Annotated in this window: 18 protein-coding genes; 10 read left to right on the plus strand and 8 right to left on the minus strand. The window is 71.6% G+C overall.

Annotation, left to right across the window (positions count from 1 at the left end; genetic code table 11):
• The first annotated feature begins 33 nt into the window (after positions 1-33).
• The 3 genes from rpsR (at position 34) to dnaB (ending at position 2562) form a co-directional block, all read left to right on the plus strand.
• Positions 34-273, plus strand: a complete 240-nt coding sequence (rpsR, locus tag T398_RS10590; RefSeq protein ID WP_007073789.1) for a 30S ribosomal protein S18 — start codon at positions 34-36, stop codon at positions 271-273.
• A 14-nt stretch (positions 274-287) separates the two neighbouring features.
• Positions 288-734, plus strand: a complete 447-nt coding sequence (rplI, locus tag T398_RS10595) for a 50S ribosomal protein L9 (RefSeq protein WP_496446210.1) — start codon at positions 288-290, stop codon at positions 732-734.
• 421 nt (positions 735-1155) lie between these two features.
• Complete coding sequence (dnaB, locus tag T398_RS10600) at positions 1156-2562, plus strand: replicative DNA helicase (RefSeq protein WP_496446211.1); 1407 nt, start codon at positions 1156-1158, stop codon at positions 2560-2562.
• 98 nt (positions 2563-2660) lie between these two features.
• On the opposite strand, the gene T398_RS10605 is transcribed toward dnaB, so the two are convergent.
• The 3 genes from T398_RS10605 to T398_RS10615 are packed head-to-tail and all read right to left on the minus strand — an operon-like array spanning position 2661 to position 4999.
• Positions 2661-3035 carry a TFIIB-type zinc ribbon-containing protein gene (locus T398_RS10605; RefSeq protein WP_496446213.1) on the minus strand — a complete coding sequence of 125 codons (375 nt, stop codon included), beginning with the start codon at positions 3033-3035 and terminating at the stop codon, positions 2661-2663.
• A 22-nt stretch (positions 3036-3057) separates the two neighbouring features.
• Positions 3058-3690, minus strand: a complete 633-nt coding sequence (locus T398_RS10610) for a phosphoribosyltransferase (RefSeq protein ID WP_496446214.1) — start codon at positions 3688-3690, stop codon at positions 3058-3060.
• A 19-nt stretch (positions 3691-3709) separates the two neighbouring features.
• The gene (locus T398_RS10615) at positions 3710-4999 is read right to left on the minus strand and encodes a glycosyltransferase 87 family protein (protein ID WP_496446216.1); all 1290 of its coding nucleotides are present in this window, start codon (positions 4997-4999) and stop codon (positions 3710-3712) included.
• A gap of 133 nt (positions 5000-5132) precedes the next feature.
• Between T398_RS10615 and T398_RS10620 the strand changes: the two genes are divergently transcribed.
• The 6 genes from T398_RS10620 (at position 5133) to T398_RS10645 (ending at position 9368) form a co-directional block, all read left to right on the plus strand.
• A complete protein-coding gene (locus T398_RS10620) occupies positions 5133-5486 on the plus strand; it encodes a PadR family transcriptional regulator (RefSeq protein WP_018217740.1) in 354 nt (117 codons plus the stop codon).
• Positions 5483-6541 carry a hypothetical protein gene (locus T398_RS10625; RefSeq protein ID WP_496446218.1) on the plus strand — a complete coding sequence of 353 codons (1059 nt, stop codon included), beginning with the start codon at positions 5483-5485 and terminating at the stop codon, positions 6539-6541. The genes T398_RS10620 and T398_RS10625 overlap by 4 nt, the downstream gene beginning before the upstream one ends.
• A gap of 138 nt (positions 6542-6679) precedes the next feature.
• On the plus strand, positions 6680-7171 hold the full coding sequence (gene moaC / locus T398_RS10630; protein WP_496446220.1) for a cyclic pyranopterin monophosphate synthase MoaC: 492 nt from the start codon (positions 6680-6682) through the stop codon (positions 7169-7171).
• Positions 7168-7641 carry a MogA/MoaB family molybdenum cofactor biosynthesis protein gene (locus tag T398_RS10635; protein WP_496446221.1) on the plus strand — a complete coding sequence of 158 codons (474 nt, stop codon included), beginning with the start codon at positions 7168-7170 and terminating at the stop codon, positions 7639-7641. Before moaC ends, T398_RS10635 begins: the two co-directional genes overlap by 4 nt.
• Positions 7642-7695: 54 nt before the next feature.
• The gene (locus T398_RS10640; RefSeq protein ID WP_496446373.1) at positions 7696-8943 is read left to right on the plus strand and encodes a molybdopterin molybdotransferase MoeA; all 1248 of its coding nucleotides are present in this window, start codon (positions 7696-7698) and stop codon (positions 8941-8943) included.
• On the plus strand, positions 8940-9368 hold the full coding sequence (locus T398_RS10645) for a molybdenum cofactor biosynthesis protein MoaE (RefSeq protein WP_496446222.1): 429 nt from the start codon (positions 8940-8942) through the stop codon (positions 9366-9368). Before T398_RS10640 ends, T398_RS10645 begins: the two co-directional genes overlap by 4 nt.
• Positions 9369-9404: 36 nt before the next feature.
• On the opposite strand, the gene T398_RS10650 is transcribed toward T398_RS10645, so the two are convergent.
• Both T398_RS10650 and T398_RS10655 read right to left on the minus strand, forming a co-directional pair.
• Positions 9405-10838: a glycosyltransferase 87 family protein gene (locus T398_RS10650; RefSeq protein WP_496446223.1), complete on the minus strand. Its 1434-nt coding sequence runs from the start codon at positions 10836-10838 to the stop codon at positions 9405-9407.
• A gap of 211 nt (positions 10839-11049) precedes the next feature.
• Positions 11050-11595 (minus strand): DoxX family protein, encoded by a 546-nt coding sequence (locus T398_RS10655; RefSeq protein WP_496446225.1) that lies wholly within the window; start codon positions 11593-11595, stop codon positions 11050-11052.
• 141 nt (positions 11596-11736) lie between these two features.
• On the opposite strand from T398_RS10655, the gene T398_RS10660 reads away from it, so the two are divergent.
• The gene (locus tag T398_RS10660) at positions 11737-12273 is read left to right on the plus strand and encodes a GNAT family N-acetyltransferase (RefSeq protein WP_496446375.1); all 537 of its coding nucleotides are present in this window, start codon (positions 11737-11739) and stop codon (positions 12271-12273) included.
• Between the two features lie 51 nt (positions 12274-12324).
• On the opposite strand, the gene T398_RS10665 is transcribed toward T398_RS10660, so the two are convergent.
• The 3 genes from T398_RS10665 to T398_RS10675 form a co-directional block, all read right to left on the minus strand.
• A complete protein-coding gene (locus tag T398_RS10665) occupies positions 12325-13563 on the minus strand; it encodes an ATP-binding protein (protein WP_496446226.1) in 1239 nt (412 codons plus the stop codon).
• A gap of 186 nt (positions 13564-13749) precedes the next feature.
• Positions 13750-14250, minus strand: coding sequence for an LppU/SCO3897 family protein (locus T398_RS10670; RefSeq protein ID WP_496446228.1), 501 nt, complete (start codon positions 14248-14250; stop codon positions 13750-13752).
• Between the two features lie 81 nt (positions 14251-14331).
• Positions 14332-17520 carry a UvrD-helicase domain-containing protein gene (locus T398_RS10675; protein WP_496446229.1) on the minus strand — a complete coding sequence of 1063 codons (3189 nt, stop codon included), beginning with the start codon at positions 17518-17520 and terminating at the stop codon, positions 14332-14334.
• Positions 17521-17522: the final 2 nt, after the last annotated feature.

Consider the following 17522-nt stretch of genomic DNA (forward strand, 5'->3'; position numbering starts at 1 on the left):
AGCGCCCGCAATCGCAAACCAGGAGCAAGGTCAATGGCCAAGGCTGCGGCACTTCGCAAGCCGAAGAAGAAAGTGAACCCGCTTGATAAGGACGGGATCACCTATATCGATTACAAGGACACCGCGCTGCTGCGCAAGTTCATCTCCGACCGGGGCAAGATCCGTGCCCGGCGAGTGACTGGCGTGACCTCGCAGCAGCAGCGGCAGATCGCCCGTGCGGTCAAGAACGCCCGCGAGATGGCGCTCTTGCCGTACACGGCGACGGCTCGCTGAGAGGAGGCGCCGACATGAAGATCATCCTGACTCAGGAGGTATCCGGCCTCGGTGCCCCAGGGGACATCGTGGAGGTCAAGAACGGCTACGGCCGTAACTACCTGCTGCCCCAGGGCTTCGCGATCGCCTGGACCAAGGGCGCGGAGAAGCAGGTCACGCTGATCAAGCGGGCCCGGTCGGCCCGCGAGATTCGCGACCTCGGCCATGCCAACGAGGTCAAGGGCCAGCTCGAAGGGCTGAAGGTAGCCCTGAAGGCCCGCGCCGGCGAGGGCGGTCGGCTCTTCGGTTCGGTCACCGCGGCCGAGATCGTCGCGGCCGTCAAGGCCGCTGGCGGCCCGATGCTGGACCGTCGCCGGCTTGAGCTGCCCGGGCACATCAAGTCGCTCGGCTCCTACCCGGTGCGGATCAAGCTGCACCCCGAGGTGACCGCCGCGTTCGACCTGAGCGTCGTTCAGGGCTGACACCCACCCGCACCACCGATCGGGCCCGCGCCGAGTACGGCGCGGGCCCGATCTGTATCCCGTCCCAGCTCGATCGGTATCGCGCCTCGGGCCGATCTGGCGCCGGTGCTCGGCCCGGCGGCTAACCGACTTTTTTTTATCCACAGGGTGTGGATGCTGTTTTTCCAGCTCAGAACGGTGTTGAGGGAGACCCTTCCACAGTTGTCCACAGGCTGTGCACAAGCTGCACACATGCCTGCCCCCTGCTATCCACAGGTTGTCCCGAGACTCGTCCACCGCTGCTGTTGAGGCGTCCTCCCCGTCTTCCGTATGGTTGCCAACCGACCCGCCGCACGATGGCCCCCGATCGCCGTGCGGGTCGAGAAGGCCGTGCCTCCGCGGTGGAGCTAGGTCGATGAGCTGACGGTGTGAAGGGGGAGCCGTGTCGGTCGCCGAAGAGATGCCAGCCGAACCGCGTGCTGGCGGGCCGACATCGGTGCCGGTGCAGCGGGACGGCCAGTTCGAGAAGACCCCACCGCAGGACATCGCCGCCGAGCAGTGTGTGCTGGGCGGGATGCTCCTCTCCAAGGACGCGATCGCCGACGTGGTCGAGATTCTCAAAAGCAACGACTTCTACCGACCCGTCCACGCCACCGTCTTCGACACGATTCTCGAGATTTACGGCCGGGGCGAGCCCGCTGATTCGATCACGGTCGCGGCGGCCCTGGCTGACTCCGGTGACCTGGTCCGGATCGGGGGCGCACCGTACCTGCACACGCTGATCGCCAGCGTGCCCACCGCGGCCAACGCCGCCTACTACGCCCGGATCGTCAGCGAGCGGGCCGTGCTCCGGCGGCTGGTCGAGGCCGGCACCCGGATCGTGCAGCTCGGTTTCGGCACCGCCGCCAGCGGTAGCCGGGACGTGGATGACGTCGTTGACCTCGCCCAGCAGGCCGTCTACGACGTCACCGAGCGGCGGGTCAGCGAGGACTTTGCCATCCTCGCCGACATGCTCCAGCCCACGCTCGACGAGATCGAGGCGGTTGGCGCCCAGCACGGCATGATGACCGGCGTTCCCACCGGCTTCACCGACCTCGACCGACTCCTCAACGGTCTGCAGGCCGGCCAGCTCATCATCGTCGCCGGGCGGCCCGGCCTGGGGAAGTCCACGGCGAGCATGGACTTCGCGCGGAATGCCGCGATTCGCGCCAACCAGGCCTCGGCGATCTTCTCGCTGGAGATGAGCAAGGTCGAGATCGTCATGCGACTTCTCTCGGCCGAGGCCCGGGTGCCCCTGCACGTGCTGCGCAGTGGTCAGCTCTCCGACGACGACTGGACGAAGCTCGCCCGCTGCATGGGTGAGATCAGTGAGGCGCCGCTTTTCGTGGACGACACGCCGAGCATGAACCTGATGGAGATCCGGGCCAAGGCGCGACGTCTCAAACAGCGACACGATCTGAAGCTCATCGTCGTCGACTACCTCCAGCTGATGACCTCGCCGAAGCGTACGGAGAGCCGGCAGCAGGAGGTCGCCGACCTGTCCCGTGGCCTCAAGCTCCTCGCGAAGGAGGTCGAGTGCCCGGTCATCGCGGTCAGCCAGCTGAACCGTGGCCCCGAACAGCGGACCGACAAACGGCCCCAGCTCTCCGACCTGCGGGAGTCCGGCTCAATCGAGCAGGACGCCGATGTCGTCATCCTGTTGCACCGCGACGACTACTACGACAAGGAGTCGCCGCGGGCCGGGGAAGCGGACTTCGTGGTGGCCAAGCACCGGAACGGGCCGACCGACACGGTGACGGTGGCAGCGCAGCTCCACCTGTCGCGCTTCGTGGACATGGCGATCGTGTGAGTGGGTGACCGCGCAGCGTCCGGAACGACCGCGCAGCGTCCGGAAAGATTCTGGCCGCGCTGCCGCGGTGGTCCTTCCGGCCGCGCCGTACCGGGTGTTCAGCCGAGCAGGTCGCCCAGGAAGCCCTTGTGCCGCTTGCGCCGGTAGTGCCCGTGGTAACCGTAGTGCTGACCGTGGCTGCCGTAGGCCGGGGCCGGAGCCGGAGGGTAGCCGTGCGCGGGCGGCGGTGGGGGCGGCACGGCGCCGTAGCCGGGCTGCTGCGGCGGGGGCGGCGGGTACCCGCCGGGCTGGCTGGGCTGGGCCGGCGCCGGAGCGGCCTGCTGCCGGTTCCAGTTAGCCTCCGCCTCGAACAGCTTCTCCAACTCGCCGCGGTCGAGGAAGATCCCCCGGCACTCGCTGCACTGATCGATGACGACGCCACTGCGCTCGTACTGGCGCATCTCGCCGTGACACTTGGGACAGGTGAGGCTCATCCACCGACCGTACCTGGTTTACCTACGCGGTCGCGGTCAACGTGGCGGTGACGTCGTCGTCGGAGACCTCGTGGAAGTCGTCGTAGTAGGCGCTGACCGCGGTGAACTCGGCCGGATGCTGCGGACAGACAACCTGGTCGGCCTCGGCGGAGAGCAACTCGTACGCCTCCTGCGAGCCGACCGGGGCAGCCGCCACCACCCGTCGGGCACCGAGGTGGCGGGCGACCTGGACCGCAGCGCGGGCGGTGGCGCCGGTGGCGAGGCCGTCGTCAACGATCAGGGCGGTGCGGTCGGTGAGGTCCAGCGGCGGACGGTGGGCCCGGTAGAGCCGCTCCCGGCGATCCAGCTCGGTCCGCTCCTGGCGGTCGACCTCGGCGATCTCCGCCGGGCTGAGCCGGCTGGCGATCCGTTCGTTGAGCACCTGGGCCCCGCCGGGGCCGATCGCGCCGAACGCGACCTCGGGTGCACCGGGAAGGCCGAGCTTGCGGACGGTGATCACATCCAGTGGGGCCTCGAGTCGACGGGCGATCACCTCGGCCACCGGCACTCCGCCGCGGACCAGAGCAAGCACGATGACATCGGGTTCGCCGACGAGCGCGGTGAGCCGATCGGCGAGTGCCCGACCCGCGTCGCCGCGGTCACGAAAGGTGGTCACCTCTCAGGTGTACGCCGGGTTAGCCGGTTCCGTGGCGGGTTGCTGGATTCTGACAGGCGAGTGCGGGGGTCCAGATCAGGAAGGCCAGCGGGTAGAGCAGGTAGCCGAACCGGCTGGCGGGCATGAGCAGGAGCGCGACGAGAAGCCCGTACCCGCAGATGAGCGACGCGGCGGCGGCCGTACGCGGCGGGCGGCGGGTGAGCCGCAGGGCGAAGGCCAGCCCGACGGCGAGCAGCAGCCCGCCGGTGAGTAGCCGCCCGGCGGGCAGCCCGGTGGAGATCAGGTGACCCGGGAGCGGAGACTGGGCCGGGCTGGTGACCAGACCTTGGCCGAGCGGGAAGCGGAGCACGTTCTCGACCAACGCGTCGGGGTCGATCAGCAGGACGGGCAGCAGGGCGATGGCCGGCAGCCCCAGGGCGCCGGCGAGGACCCGCCGGCCGGACCGCCGGGTGGCACCCCAGACGGCCAGGACCACCGCGACCGGCCAGGCGAAGAGTTTCAGGGCAGCGGCCAACCCCACGGCCGCTCCGGCCCGGCCCGGTTTACCGGCGGCGGCGAGGGTGAGCGCGAGCAGGCAGAGCGCGAGAACGGGCAGGTCGTCACCGCCGGTGGCGAGGGTGAGCGCGCTGACCGGCAGGATCGTGGCGGCCTGTACGCCGCGCAGGATGCCGTCGCCGGGCCGGTGCGCCTCGCGGGCACCGGACCGCCAGAGCGTGCGCCCGGCGAGCGCGAGGATGGCGACGGTGGCGAGCGCGAACCACACCCGGGCGTCGGTCAACGCGGTGTCGACGATGGCGCGCGGCAGCCCGAACAGGGCCATCGCCGGTTGGTACGGGGTGTAGCCGAACAGCTGCTCACCGGTGGGAAGCGCGGCGATCGCCTCGCGGCTGAGGTAGGGGGTACCGGTCTCGATCAGCCGCCGCCCGGAGTCCTCAATGACGATGACCTCCTCCTGTGCCCGGTCGGTGCGTCCGAAGGCCCGTTCGGTGCTCTGCCAGAGCACCGGCAGCAGCACGGTGGTGGTGGCGGCGAGCCCGGCGACCACCCAGCGGGTGCGGAGCCCGGTCAGCGGGGAGCCGGGGCGGCGCCGCCAGCTCAGCAGCTGGGCGGTGGCGGCGACGGCGGCGACGAGGTAGCCGGCGGTGGCGACGCTGCCCCACGCGCGGTGCGGGGCGATGGTGGAGGTCAGGGTGGTGACTGCGGCGAATCCGGCCGAGGCGGCATAGAGAGCCAGGTCCACGGCGAGGCCACCGGCGGCGTTGTCAACGGCGGGCCACCCGCGGCGTACGCCCGGAACGGCGCTGGTCACGCGGTCAGTTTTCCAGATCGGCGGCGCCGGGTCAGGCGGGCTGGGAACGACCGCGGGCGGTAGCCGGCCGGAGCTTCTTACAACTCACGTTGACGGTATATACCGTCAACCGTAGTCTGGCGGTATGACATCAATGCAGGAGCCGACGTTCCTGATCCTCACCGCGTTGGCGACGGGGCCCAAACACGGCTACGGGGTGACCCAGGAGGTCGCCGATATCTCCGAGGGGACGGTGAAGCTGCGGGCCGGCACCCTCTACGGAGCCCTCGACCGCCTGGTGGAGCAGGAACTCATCGCGGTCGATCGCCAGGAGGTCGTTGACGGGCGGCTACGTCGCTACTACCGACTCACCGACGCGGGGGCCGGCCGGCTCGCCGAGCGGGCCCGGCGCCTGCGCAAGCACGCGGAGGTGGCGGAGACCCGGCTCCAGGCGCGACCGAACCTGGCCCTCGGACTCATGGCTGGCCCGCTCGGGGCTCCCGCGTGACCGCCCCCGGGGAGGTCGCGCGGGAGTTGCCGGCGCAGGTGCAGCTGGAACGCTGGTACCGGCGGCTGCTGTGGGCGTATCCGGTCGGTTATCGCCGTAGCCACGGCGAGGAGATCCTCACGATGCTGATGGACTCCGCCGAGCCGGGCCGTAGGGTGCCTGCCCGCGCCGACGTGGTGGATGTGCTGCGCGGGGCGGTGCGGCAGTGGTTCCGACTGCCGATCGGCCGCACGGCGGTGCTGTCGGCCGTGTTGTCGGCCGTGGTCCTCGGAGCCGTGGGAGCGGGCGTGGGTTCCTGGCTGGCTTGGCAGACGGGTGCGGCGCTGCCGTCGGACACCGAAGCCCTACAGACGGCGGAAACCGTAGCGGGTGTGCCCATGAACGCGCCGCAAGTGGCCCGCATGGCTGATCGGGGGGAACCTCACCCCAGCGTGTACGTCTTCGCCCCGGAACAAGCGCTGCCGAACTGGACTTTGGCGGCCGCGCAGGCGCGACTTCGGGCCGACGGCTGGACACTTGGAACCGTCCGGGAGTCCACCATCCAGGCGGTGGGGGACCGACCGGAAAGCCCCGTCTATTCGGTCCAGGCCACCCGGGGTGATCTGGAACTTCAGGTAGTCGGGGATACCGCCCCCTCGGGCGGCACCAGCACATACGTGAACGTGAGAATCAAACCGGTTTGGCCCGGCTGGGAACCAGCGGCGATCCTGGTGGCCGGGCTTGCCGGCGCGGTCACCGGCTGGCTCCTCACCGGCTTCGCCAGCTACCGCCTCCGAGGACGCACGCTGCCGCGCCGACTTACCGTGCTCGCGCTCGGCGTCACCGCGCTGGGGTTCGCCGCCGATCCCACCATCGGCCTGTACGAGACGTTGGCCGGCTACGCCTTCGGCGACCCGGAACTCGTCCGGGCGAGCTACCCAGCCTACTACTGGGTGGCGGCCCGACCTGCCACCGAACGTGTCGGCGGAGCGCTGGCCATCGGACTCATGATCCTTGTCCTAGCCGCCACGGGCCGCCGCCGGTCCGAGGAACGGCCCACCGCAACGGCGGCCTGACCGTACTCCAGCGGTCCGTCCCTGTCCGCGAGCGGAGGATCGAGTGCACGTAGCCGGGCCTGACCAGCCGGTGCGGCGTGGGTGATCGCACCCAACCGGCGGCTCGGGCCCGGCGCAGCGGTGACTAGAATCGCCGTCGTGACGGATTCCGCGCAGCTCACCCACGTTGACGCGGCAGGCGCAGCCCGCATGGTCGACGTCTCCGCCAAGGCGGTGACCGGGCGGCTGGCCGTCGCCGCCGGCCGGCTCCGCACCACCCGTGCGGTCGTCGACCTTCTGCGCCGCGACGGGCTACCCAAGGGGGATGCGCTCGCCGTCGGCCGGCTCGCCGGGATCATGGGCGCGAAGCGGACCCCGGACCTGATTCCGCTCTGCCACCCGATCGCCCTGCACGGGGTCGCCGTCGACCTGACCCTCACCGACGACACCGTCGAGATCACCGCGACCGCCCGGACGGCCGACCGCACCGGCGTCGAGATGGAGGCGCTCACCGCTGTCGCGGTCGCCGGCCTGGCCCTCGTCGACATGGTCAAGGCGGTCGATCCGGCGGCCACGGTGGACGCGGTCCGGGTCCTGCGTAAGGAGGGCGGAGCGACCGGTGAGTGGGTCCGCCCCGAGGATCGTTCGTGATCCGGGCGCGGGTGGTCGTCGCCTCCAACCGGGCCTTCGCCGGTGTCTACCGGGACACCAGCGGCCCGCTGCTCGCCGCCGGCCTGCGGCAGCTGGGCTGCGCGGTGGACGAGCCGGCCATCGTGGTCCCGGACGGTGACCCGGTCGGCGCGGCGCTGAGCGCCGCCGCCGCCGAGGGGGTGGATGTCGTGGTGACCAGTGGTGGCACCGGCATCAACCCGACGGACCGTACCCCGGAGGTGACCCGGGCGCTGCTCGACCACGAGATCCCGGGCATCGCGGAGGCCATCCGCGCGTACAGCCGGGAGCGCGTGCCCACCGCGGTGCTGTCCCGGGGAGTCGCCGGTGTGCTGGGGCGGACGCTGGTGGTGAACCTCCCCGGCTCGACCGGGGGCGCCCGGGACGGGCTGGCCGTGCTCGGGCCGATCCTCGCCCACGCCGTTGACCAGCTTCGTGGTGGGGACCACTGATCGGTTCACGGACCAACGGGCACGTGCATGCCCCGATACTCTCGTCGGGTGAGCATGGAAGCCGCCGCCGCCCCCGTCGCTCCGCCCCCACCCGCGGGCTGGGAGGAGGCGCGTTCCCGGGCGTACGCAGTGGGTCGAGCCGCCGCGCTGCCGGTGGTGAGTCGCCCGCTCGTTGACCTCGACGGGCATACCCTGGCCGAGCCGTTGGCCACCCGGACCCCCCTACCGGCGTTCCGCACGACCAGCGTGGACGGCTGGGCGGTGCGGGGCGCCGGCCCGTGGCGGATCGTGGGTCGGGTCCTGGCCGGCGGGGTTCCGGCGCCGCTGACCGAGGACGGCACCACCGTCGAGATCGCCACCGGTGCGATGGTTCCCGACGGCGCCGCCGCCGTGCTGCGGGTGGAGGAGTCGAGCCGTACCCCGGACGGGTTGGTGGCCGGCACCCCGCGTCCGTCGCCCGAGTGGCGGCTGCCGGGCGAGGAGGCCGCCGCCGGAGAGGAGCTGTGCCCGGTCGGCACGCCCGTGGACCCGGCGGTGATCGGGTTGGCCGCCTCCTGCGGACACGACACCCTGCGCGTACGGCGGCAGCCCCGCGCGGCGCTGCTGGTCTTCGGGGACGAACTGTTGACGGCCGGGCCGCCCGGGGCGGGGCGGGTCCGGGACGCGCTCGGTCCGGCCGTGCCGGCGTGGCTGCGCCGGTACGGGTGTGCGGTGCGCCCCGCCGACGTGGTCGGGCCGGTGGCGGACACCCTCTCGGCGCACGTGGCGGCGCTCAGCGATGCGCTCACCCACGCCGACCTGGTCTGCACGACCGGCGGCACCATGCACGGCCCGGTGGACCACCTGCATCCCGCGCTCGAGGCGTTGGGGGCGGAGTACGTGGTCAACACCGTCGCCGTTCGGCCCGGCTTCCCGATGCTGCTGGCCCGGGTGGTCGGCACCGACGGCCGGGTACGCTTCGTCGCCGGGCTGCCCGGTAACCCGCAGTCCGCGATCCTCGCCCTGGCGTCGCTGGTCGCGCCGCTGCTGGCTGGTCTCGCCGGCCGGCCGATGCCGGAGCTGCCGCAGGCGGTGCTCGCCGAGCCGATCCCGGGGCGGGGTGCCTTCACCCACCTTGCATTGGTGCGGCTGGATCGCGTCACCGGCACCGCCCACCCGCTCCGGCATGTCGGCTCGGCCATGCTGCGTGGCCTGGCCGGAGCCGACGGGTTCGCGGTGATCCGCCCCGGCGCGTCCGGCGAGCCGGGCGACCGGGTGTCGGTTGTGCCGCTGCCGTTGCTGCCCGGGGAGCGCGGGTCGTGACCGCCCCGACCGTGGCGTTCGGCGAGGTTACCGAGCGACCACTGGATCTCGCCGCCCACGAGGGCGCGGTGGCGGACCGGGCCGCTGGCGCGGTGGTGTCGTTTCAGGGCGTCGTCCGGGATCATGACCACGGCCGGGCGGTGGTCGCGCTGACCTACGAGGGGCACCCGAGCGCCGAGCGGGTGCTGCGCGAGGTCGCTGCCGAGCTCGCCGCCGACCCCGAGGTGTACGCGGTGGCCGTCTCGCACCGGGTCGGGCCTTTGGAGATCGGCGATGCGGCGCTGGTGGCGGCGGTCAGCACCGCCCACCGGGCCGCCGCGTTCGCCGCCTGTGCCCGATTGGTTGACGAGGTGAAGGCGCGGCTGCCGATCTGGAAGCGGCAGGTGTTCGCGGACGGCACCGAGGAGTGGGTGAACTGCCCCTGACGCCGGCCGTGCGGTCGCCGGCCGTGCGGTCGCCGCTCAGCGGTGGCTGAGCAGCGGGACGGGCCGGCCTGGACGCTCGCCGTAGAAGGCCGGCTCGGCCCCGGGGCGCCAGGGCAGCGCGGCGACCAGCACGATCAGCGCCAGGGCCAGCGAATTCTCCATCAGGGCACCGAAGAGACCGTCCTGATAGTGCGACACCTCGGGCAGTTGGTGCTCGAACGGCCAGATCGGCGAGACGAGGAAGAGGAGATAGAGGGCCAGGGCGGCGACCCCGTGCCGGAGCCCGGTCAGTGTCGGGTACCAGATCGGGGGGCGCAGGCCGTTCACCCCGGGTAGGCCCTCCAGGCCGGCCCGGGTGGCGAGCGCCCGGCTGGCGTCCCGGCGGCGGACGGCGGCGTCGGCGAGCACGATGATCGCGGGGATCACCCAGACGAGGTGGTGGGTCCAGGAGATCGGGCTGATCACACTGGTGGTGAGCCCGACCAGGGTGAATGCCGTCAGCTCGTCGCCATCTGCCCGGGCGTTGGCGGCCCGGGACAGGCCGAGTGCGAGCAGCAGGATCGCGAAGGTGAACCAGAGCAGCCCCGGGGTCTCGATCGAGTCGTGGAGGCGGGCGAGCAGGCCGGCGAGCGACTGGTTGGGGGTCATGTCGGCGGCACCGACCCGCTCGGTCTGCCAGAGCACCCCACCGAAGTAGGCCCGGGACTCGGGGCCGACGACGGCGAACGACCCGATCGTCACGGTCAGTACCGTGCCCACGGCGGTGGTCGCCACCCGCCACTGGCGGGTGATCATGAGGTAGGCGATGAAGAGTGCGGGGGTCAGCTTCACCGCGGTGGCGAGGCCGATCCCGACGCCCGCCCAGGCGCCGCTGTAGACGAAGCGCAGCAGCGGCCCGTCGGTGGGCGCGACGTGGGTGCCTCGACGGGACCGCCAGCGCAGACCGACCAGGTCGGCCATGACCAGTGCGAACAGCAGCAGATTGACCTGCCCGTAGCCGAGGGTCTCCCGGGACGGCTCAAGGGCGGTGGCGAGCACCGTCGCGAGCGCCACCGCGTACCACAGGGGATAGTTGAGCCGGTCGGCGATCGGGCGGAGCAGCGCGGTGAGGACCACGGCCAGCGCGGCGATGCTCGCCACCGCGTTTACCAGCCCGGCCAGCCCGACCGGAAGATGCGCCATCGGGAGCATGGCGAGCCCGGCGAAGGGCGGGTAGGTGAACCCGAGGGTGGTGTCGGGCGCGATGAACTCGTACAACTCGTGGCCGTTCGCCCACCACACCGCCGCACCGTGGTAGATCTTCATGTCGAAGAAGTTGTACGGTCGCCCGAACGCGTCGACCGCGAGCCAGGCGGCGTACGCGACGACGGCCACGATTCCGATCCGGATGGCGGTCCTACGGTCGAGCCCTCGCCGGACCTGGCGAACCGGGGTGAGGCGGCGTACTCGCCGACGGAGGGTCGTCGGCATTGAGTGGCCACCCCCGTACCAATATCGTCCTAGCCGTCCTGGTCCGGTACGGAGCCTAGAACGGTCCCTCACGTTTTGCCTCCTGCGTGCTATGACCGTGTCCGATCCCACACTGGCTTTTGACATTTCCGCCGGGTTAACACCGGGCGGTCGGTACGCCGGACTCACTGTTTGGTCCGACGGAGTGCGACGGGAGGAGAATCGACGCAGGTCAACCAGGGAAGCGTCGAGCCGTCGCTGCCGATCGTACGGCGGTCCGAGCCTGCCGGCGGGCGGTACGAGCAGCTCGCGTCGCCCAACGCTGGGAGTGGCCGAGCCGCTGACCGGCCCGCCAGCGTAGCCCCGGCTTCCCGGCGGTGTCCGCGGCGGCCAGCAAGAGCCCACCGAATAGGCCAAGGTTTTTCAGGAAATGGAGTTGGTTGTTGACCCGCTGCCCCGGATCCGCGTCAGTCCAGAACGGATGCCCGGCGATAGTACCCGGCACCAGAGTGCCGGCCAGAACCAAGGCCGCCGGTCGGGTGAGTCGTCCGGTGGCGAGCAGTAGGCCAGCCCCGAACTGTACCGCGCCATTGGCGCGGATCAGGGTCTCGGTATCGGTGGGGACGCCGGGAACAGCTCGTCGCAACAGGGGCGCGACCCGGTTGGCCATCGGCGTGGCGGCGGGGGCGAGCCGACCCGGGACGGCGAGGCTGCGGGCCCCCTCGACCACGAGGATGCCACTGAGCATTACTCGGGCGAGGGAGCGCACGGGTGTCATGGGTAAGTCATACCCTGTCGGATCCGCCGCCACCCCGGCAACCGACCGATCTGGATCGGTCGACGCGGCCTGCCACGCCGAATCGCGGGACTGTCCCGGACGGGCCGGCGCCGGCGGGGTAACGTCCCCGGCGTGACCACCATGCGACTACGGCCTGAGGAGCCGGCAGATACCGGTGCGGTGCGGCGGGTCCTCGCCGGCGCGTTCGCCCGTCCCGACGTAACCACCCCGCCGGAGGTCGGCCTCGTCGACGAGCTGCGGGGCAGCGCGGAGTGGCTGCCGGCGCTGGCCATGGTGGCCGAGTATGGGGGTGAGGTCGTCGGCTACGCGCTGCTCACCCGGGTGCGGGTTCGTTCCGACCGCGACGACGTGGCCGCGCTCGTCCTCGGGCCGGTGGCGGTCGCCCCGCACCGGCAGCGCATCGGGCTGGGCAGCGCGGTGGTGCAGGCGGCCCTGGACGCCGCCGCCGAGCTGGGTGAGCGCCTCGTGGTGGTGTTGGGTGATCCGGCCTTCTACCGGCGCTTCGGGTTCGGTCGGGCCGACCGGCTCGGCCTCACCAGCCCTTGGTCCGGGCTCGGCGAGCCCTGGCAGGCCCGGGTGTTGCCCTCGGTCGGCGGTGGCACCGGACCGTCCGCTCCCGGCGAGGTGATCTTTCCGCCGCCGTGGTCGAAGGTGTGAGTCGACCGAGCTACGGCTGGCTCGACCAGCTACGCCGGCTCGCTCGACCAGCTACGCCGGCTGGGTGCGGAGGTAGCGGCCGAAGTGGGGCACGGTGAACGCCACCGTGCCGCGTTCGCCAGAGTAGATGAGACCCTTTTTGATCAGCGCGTCCCGAGCCGGGGAGAGGCTTGCGGGCTTGCGCCCCAGCGCGCGGGCGATCTCGGCGGTCGGCACGGCGGCGTCCATGTCATCCGGGGCGCCGGCGTCCGTATCGTCAACCAGGGAGAGGGTCGCCATCGCCCGCATGTATTCGCGTTCGGCCGGAGTGGCTCGCTCGAACCGGGAGCCGAAGAAGCCCACCGCCAGCTCGGCCTCGGCGTCCGGCGCCGCCACCCGGACATCGGCGGCGGTGATCGGTGAGCGGGGAGCGTGGTCCCAGGTCGTCTTCCCGTACGCCTGGACGAAGTAGGGATAGCCGCCGGACTTCTCGTAGAGCAGGTCGAGCGCCTTCTGCTCGTACTCGATCTCCTCGCGCGCGGCGGGCGCACAGAGCGCCTGGTCGGCGGCGATCCGGTCCAGTCGATCGATGCGCTGGTAGCGAAAGAGCCGTTCGGAGTACGACTTCGCCGCGCTGAGCACCGCCGGAAGGTGCGGCAGGCCGGCACCGACCACGATCAGCGGCGCGCCGAGTTGGGACAGCTCATGGCAGGCGGCACAGAGCGCGGAGACCTCCTCCGGGGCGAGGTCCTGCATCTCGTCGATGAAGACGGCGATGCCGGTGCCGACGTCGGCGGCCACCGCGGCGGCGTCGGTCAGCAGCTCCACCAGGTCGATCTCGATGTCGCCGGAGTCGGCCCGTCCGCTCGCGGCGGGGACATCGATGCCGGGTTGCCACCGGTCCCGTAGCCGGGGGGAGGTCCCGCCCCGACCGCTCGGGGCGGACCGTTGCGCGAATGCCTTCAGGACACCGAGGAAGGCGTCGATCCGGTCTGGAGCGCGGTGCCGGGGGGCCAGTTCGCGTACGGCCATGTGGAGGGCGGCCGAGATCGGTCGGCGCAGCGACTGGTCTGGCCGGATTTCGATCTTGCCGCTGCCCCAGAGTCGGTTGATGGCCTGCGACCGGAGCGTGTTGAGCAGCACCGTCTTGCCCACGCCGCGTAGCCCGGTGAGCATCAGGCTGCGCTCTGGTCGGCCGCGCGCGATCCGCTCCAGCACGATGTCGAAGACGTCCAGCTCCCGCCCGCGCCCGGCCAGCTCGGGCGGGCGTTGCCCGGCTCCCGGAGCGTAGGGATTGCGGATCGGATCCACGCATCGGAGAGTATCGGGCTGTCTAGCAGCGGGGCTAGACCTCGGTAGATGGAGCTACCGGCGTGTCGTGAACTCCGGTCTCGACTCAAATCTAGGTCTATCTAGCCACCACGCTAGACAGCCCTAGGTATGGGGATAGTGCGTGGTCCGGGGTTTCGTTGGTCGCCGTCCCCCGAGCGGCGGTGCTCAGCGTTTTTTCAGGCAGAGCACGAAGTCGAGAGTGTCCAGGTCGCTGTCGAAGAAGAACCAGTTGGTGTAGCCGCCGACAGAGGCGCATTTCGCCGCCGCGTCCTTCTCGCCCGTGGTCGGGCCGTCCACGCGGCGCAGCACCTCGTACGTCTGCGGGCCGCACTCGGTGATCAGCAGTTCGGGTGTGCCGTCGGCCGGCCCGTCGTTGCGGACGCACTGGCCGACCTCGACGAAGCGGGAGTTGGCTGAAGAGTCCGGGGCGGCGAGACCGGGCCTCGCCGATGTGGCTGGCCCGGCTGAGGAGACCGAGGCCGTGCCGGTGGGAGTCGGGTCGGACGCCGCCGGTGTCTCGTCGCCCCCGGCGCGGAACCAGAGGGCACCCGCCCCGACCCCGAGGGTCAGGAACACGACGATGCCGAGTACCGCGACCAGCGGTCCGCGGCGCCGAGTGGGAAGCGGCTCGGCACCGGGGCTGGCTGGTGGCTCGTAGTCCGGCATGCGCGTCCTCCTGCGGGAGTGTGAGCGGCTGGACACCCGGGTATCGCCGCCTTCGCCACCGTAGTGGGTGGCGGCCGCGATTCAGACCAGGCGGAGCTGGCGGTCCTTGGGGCGGCGGGACTCCGGTTCCCCGAGGCGTTCGAAGAGCCCCGGATCTATCGCGGACAAGAATGGTGAGGGTCGACAGTCGTACTCGGTGCCGTGCCGGAATCGGCGGGCGGCGTGGCTGAGGTAGAGCCGATCCTGCGCGCGAGTCACCCCCACGAAGAAGAGCCGGCGCTCCTCGGCGACCGCGTCGTCGTCCGGCTCGCTGCCGGGCCAGCGCAGCGGCAACAGCCCGTCCTCGGCGCCGACCAGGAAGACCACCGGGAACTCCAGCCCCTTGGCGGCGTGCAGAGTGAGCAGGGTGACCGCCTGCGCGCGTGGATCGAGCGCGTCCACCTCCGCCCCCGTCGCCAGCTGGGACAGGAACAGGTCGAGGTCATCGCCGCAGCGCCGGGCCAGTGGGGTGAGCAGGTCGACCGCCACCCGTACGTCGGTCGGCCCGGCGGTGCCCGAGCCGTCGAGGGTGGGGGTGGCGAACCGTTGCGCGACGACCTGCCCGGCGAGCCGAACCCGGGCCGGCAGGCCGCCGTCAACACCGCCGGTGTGCCGCAGCTCTCGGGCGATCTCGGCGACGCCGGGGCGGTCCCGGAGCCGGTCATGAGAACGTTTCTGCACCGGGATGTTCGCCCGGGACAGCGCGTCCACGATCGGCGCGGCCTGCGCGTCGGTGCGGTAGAGCACCGCGATGTCGGAGAACGAGAGCGTGGTCGTGCCGCCGTCGATCCGCCCCGAATCCAGCGAGCGGTGCGACAGCCCGCCGACCAACTCGTCCACCGTACGGGCGACGAAGGTGGCCTCGTCGGCGACGGAGGTGGCCGCGTACCGGCCGAGCAGTGGGGCCTCCGGGTCGAGTCGGGCCGGGTCCAGCCGGCGGCCCCGGACCAGCGACGTGGGGGCGATCGCCTGTACCGCGGCGGCCAGGATCGGTGCCGACGAACGGTAGTTGCGGTTCAGCCGGACCAGCCGGGCATCGGTGAAGTCCTGCGAGAAGCGCAGGAAGTAGCGGACATCGGCTCCCCGGAAGGAGTAGATCGCCTGGTCCGGGTCGCCGATCGCGCAGAGGTTCCCGTCGGCGGGGCTGAGCAGCCGGAGGAGCTCGTACTGCACCTCGTCAACGTCCTGGTACTCGTCAACGAAGATCCACTGCCACCGTTCGCGACAGGAGTCGGCCAACCGCCGATCGGCTCGCAGCAGGGTCAGCGGCAGGGTGAGCAGCTCGTCGAGGTCGACCAGGTCCTGCTTGCGGAGCAGCGCCAGGTAGGTGCCGTCGTCGTCGCCGGCCTCGGCCCGGGCGGCGGCACGGTCCGCGTCGTCGGCGATCCGGAAGTTCGCCGGCAGGCCGGCGGCCGCGTGGTTCTCCCGCAGGAGCTGCAGGCCGACGGAGTGGAACGTGCCGACGGTGACGTCCTCGGCGACCGGCCCGAGTAGCCCGTCGAGTCGGTGCCGCAGCTCCTCGGCGGCGCGCCGGGTGAAGGTGATCGCCAGGCAGCGCTCCGGAAAGACGTTCAGCTCCGCGCAGAGGTACGCGATCCGGTGCGTCAGCGTACGGGTCTTGCCGGTGCCCGGACCGGCCACGATCAGCAGCGGCCCACCCGGCGCGGACGCGGCCACCCGCTGCATCGCGTCCAACCGATCGAGCAGACCGGTGCCGACCTCCTCCATCCCGGAGAGCATCGGCTCGAAGGGCTCGTGCGGCGAGGGGGGTGGTGCGATCGGCGGCGCGGGTTGGCTGGCCCGCCTCGGCTCCGGCTTCGTCGCCGGACGACGGGCCTTCGGGTTCGGGGTCGGTTCCGCGGGACGGCGCGGCGCCGGCACGGCGGGTACGTCGAAGAGCGTCTCCTGCGCCGCCGTGCCCCCGCCGGGGCGGAGTTCGGTCGGGTCGAAGAGGGTGATGACGCCGTACTCGCCATCGAAACCTGGCACCCGGCGGACCTCGCCCCGGCGAAGCCGGCGGATGCCCTCGGCGAGGAACTCGCCGCCGACCCGGTCGATCTCCGCGAGTGGGGTCCGGGTGAGGATCTCCAGCTCCGGGCCGAGCGCGGCGATCAGGTCGTTGAGCTTGCCCGCGACCTTCTTGGATCGCGGGCCCACCGTGTTGATCTCACCGAGGAGCTCGGCCAGCGGCACCAGGTGGGTGACGTCCCGGGCGTGCGCCGGCCGGTGCCCCGCGGGGCGGTCGGCCAACTCCTCCACCCGGTTGAGGACCCCGACGGTCAGCGGCTTGCCGCACTCCGGGCAGCGGCCGCCGGCCGCCCGGGTCTGCTCCGGTGCCCAGTTGACGCCGCAGAGTCGGTGGCCGTCCGCGTGGTACTTCCCCTCTTCCGGGAAGAACTCGATCGTCCCGGCCAGGCCGTCGCCGGTCCGCAGCGCCTCCCGGATGGCGAAGTAGTCGCGGGCGGAGCTGAAGACCGTCGCCTCTCGGGCCAGCGCGGGCGGCGAGTGGGCGTCGGAGTTCGACACCAACTGGTAGCGGTCGAGGCTGCCGACCCGCCAGTTCATCTCCGGGTCGGAGGAGAGGCCGGTCTCCACCGCGAAGATGTGCTCGGCCAGGTCGGCGTAGCAGTCGGCGATCGCGTCGAAGCCGGACTTGGAGCCAAGGGCGGAGAACCACGGCGTCCAGATGTGCGCCGGTACGAGGTAGCCGTCCGGGCTCGCCGTAAGGGTGATCTCCAGCAGGTCGCGGGAGTCCAGACCGAGGATCGGCCGTCCGTCCGAGCCGAGGTTGCCGATCCGCCCGAGCGCCGTGTTGAACCGGGCCACCGCCGCCAGGTCCGGAAGGTAGACCAGGTGGTGCACCTTGCGCGTCCGGTCGTCGCGTTTGTAGATCGTGGAGATCTCGACGCTGAGCATGAACCGTACCGGGGTGTGCTCCGCCGCGTCGGCGAGGCGTGGCGGTAGCTGGCGCGCGATCTCCCGCTCGGCCTCCGGAGCGAGCCGGTACAGGCCCGGCTCCGCCGGCTGCAGGGTCTCCCGGAGGTGGTCATACCAGGCGGGGTGGGTGAAGTCGCCGGTGCCGAGGACCGCGACGCCCTTACGCCGAGCCCACCAGGCGAGGTTCGGCAGGGTGAGATCACGGCTGCACGCCCGCGAGTATTTCGAGTGGATGTGCAGGTCCGCGACGAAGGATGGGAGGCCACCGGGGGGCGCGGAGTTGATCGGAGGCACGA

Source organism: Salinispora goodfellowii (genome assembly GCF_059570675.1).

Bases quoted from the DNA above. Each gene is read 5' to 3' on its own strand.
- rpsR (WP_007073789.1), top strand. From the start codon at position 34: ATGGCCAAGGCTGCGGCACTTCGCAAGCCGAAGAAGAAAGTGAACCCG.
- rplI (WP_496446210.1), top strand. From the start codon at position 288: ATGAAGATCATCCTGACTCAGGAGGTATCCGGCCTCGGTGCCCCAGGG.
- T398_RS10605 (WP_496446213.1), bottom strand. From the start codon at position 3,035: ATGAGCCTCACCTGTCCCAAGTGTCACGGCGAGATGCGCCAGTACGAG.
- T398_RS10620 (WP_018217740.1), top strand. From the start codon at position 5,133: ATGCAGGAGCCGACGTTCCTGATCCTCACCGCGTTGGCGACGGGGCCC.
- T398_RS10640 (WP_496446373.1), top strand. From the start codon at position 7,696: ATGGAAGCCGCCGCCGCCCCCGTCGCTCCGCCCCCACCCGCGGGCTGG.
- T398_RS10650 (WP_496446223.1), bottom strand. From the start codon at position 10,838: ATGCCGACGACCCTCCGTCGGCGAGTACGCCGCCTCACCCCGGTTCGC.
- T398_RS10655 (WP_496446225.1), bottom strand. From the start codon at position 11,595: ATGACACCCGTGCGCTCCCTCGCCCGAGTAATGCTCAGTGGCATCCTC.
- T398_RS10660 (WP_496446375.1), top strand. From the start codon at position 11,737: ATGCGACTACGGCCTGAGGAGCCGGCAGATACCGGTGCGGTGCGGCGG.
- T398_RS10670 (WP_496446228.1), bottom strand. From the start codon at position 14,250: ATGCCGGACTACGAGCCACCAGCCAGCCCCGGTGCCGAGCCGCTTCCC.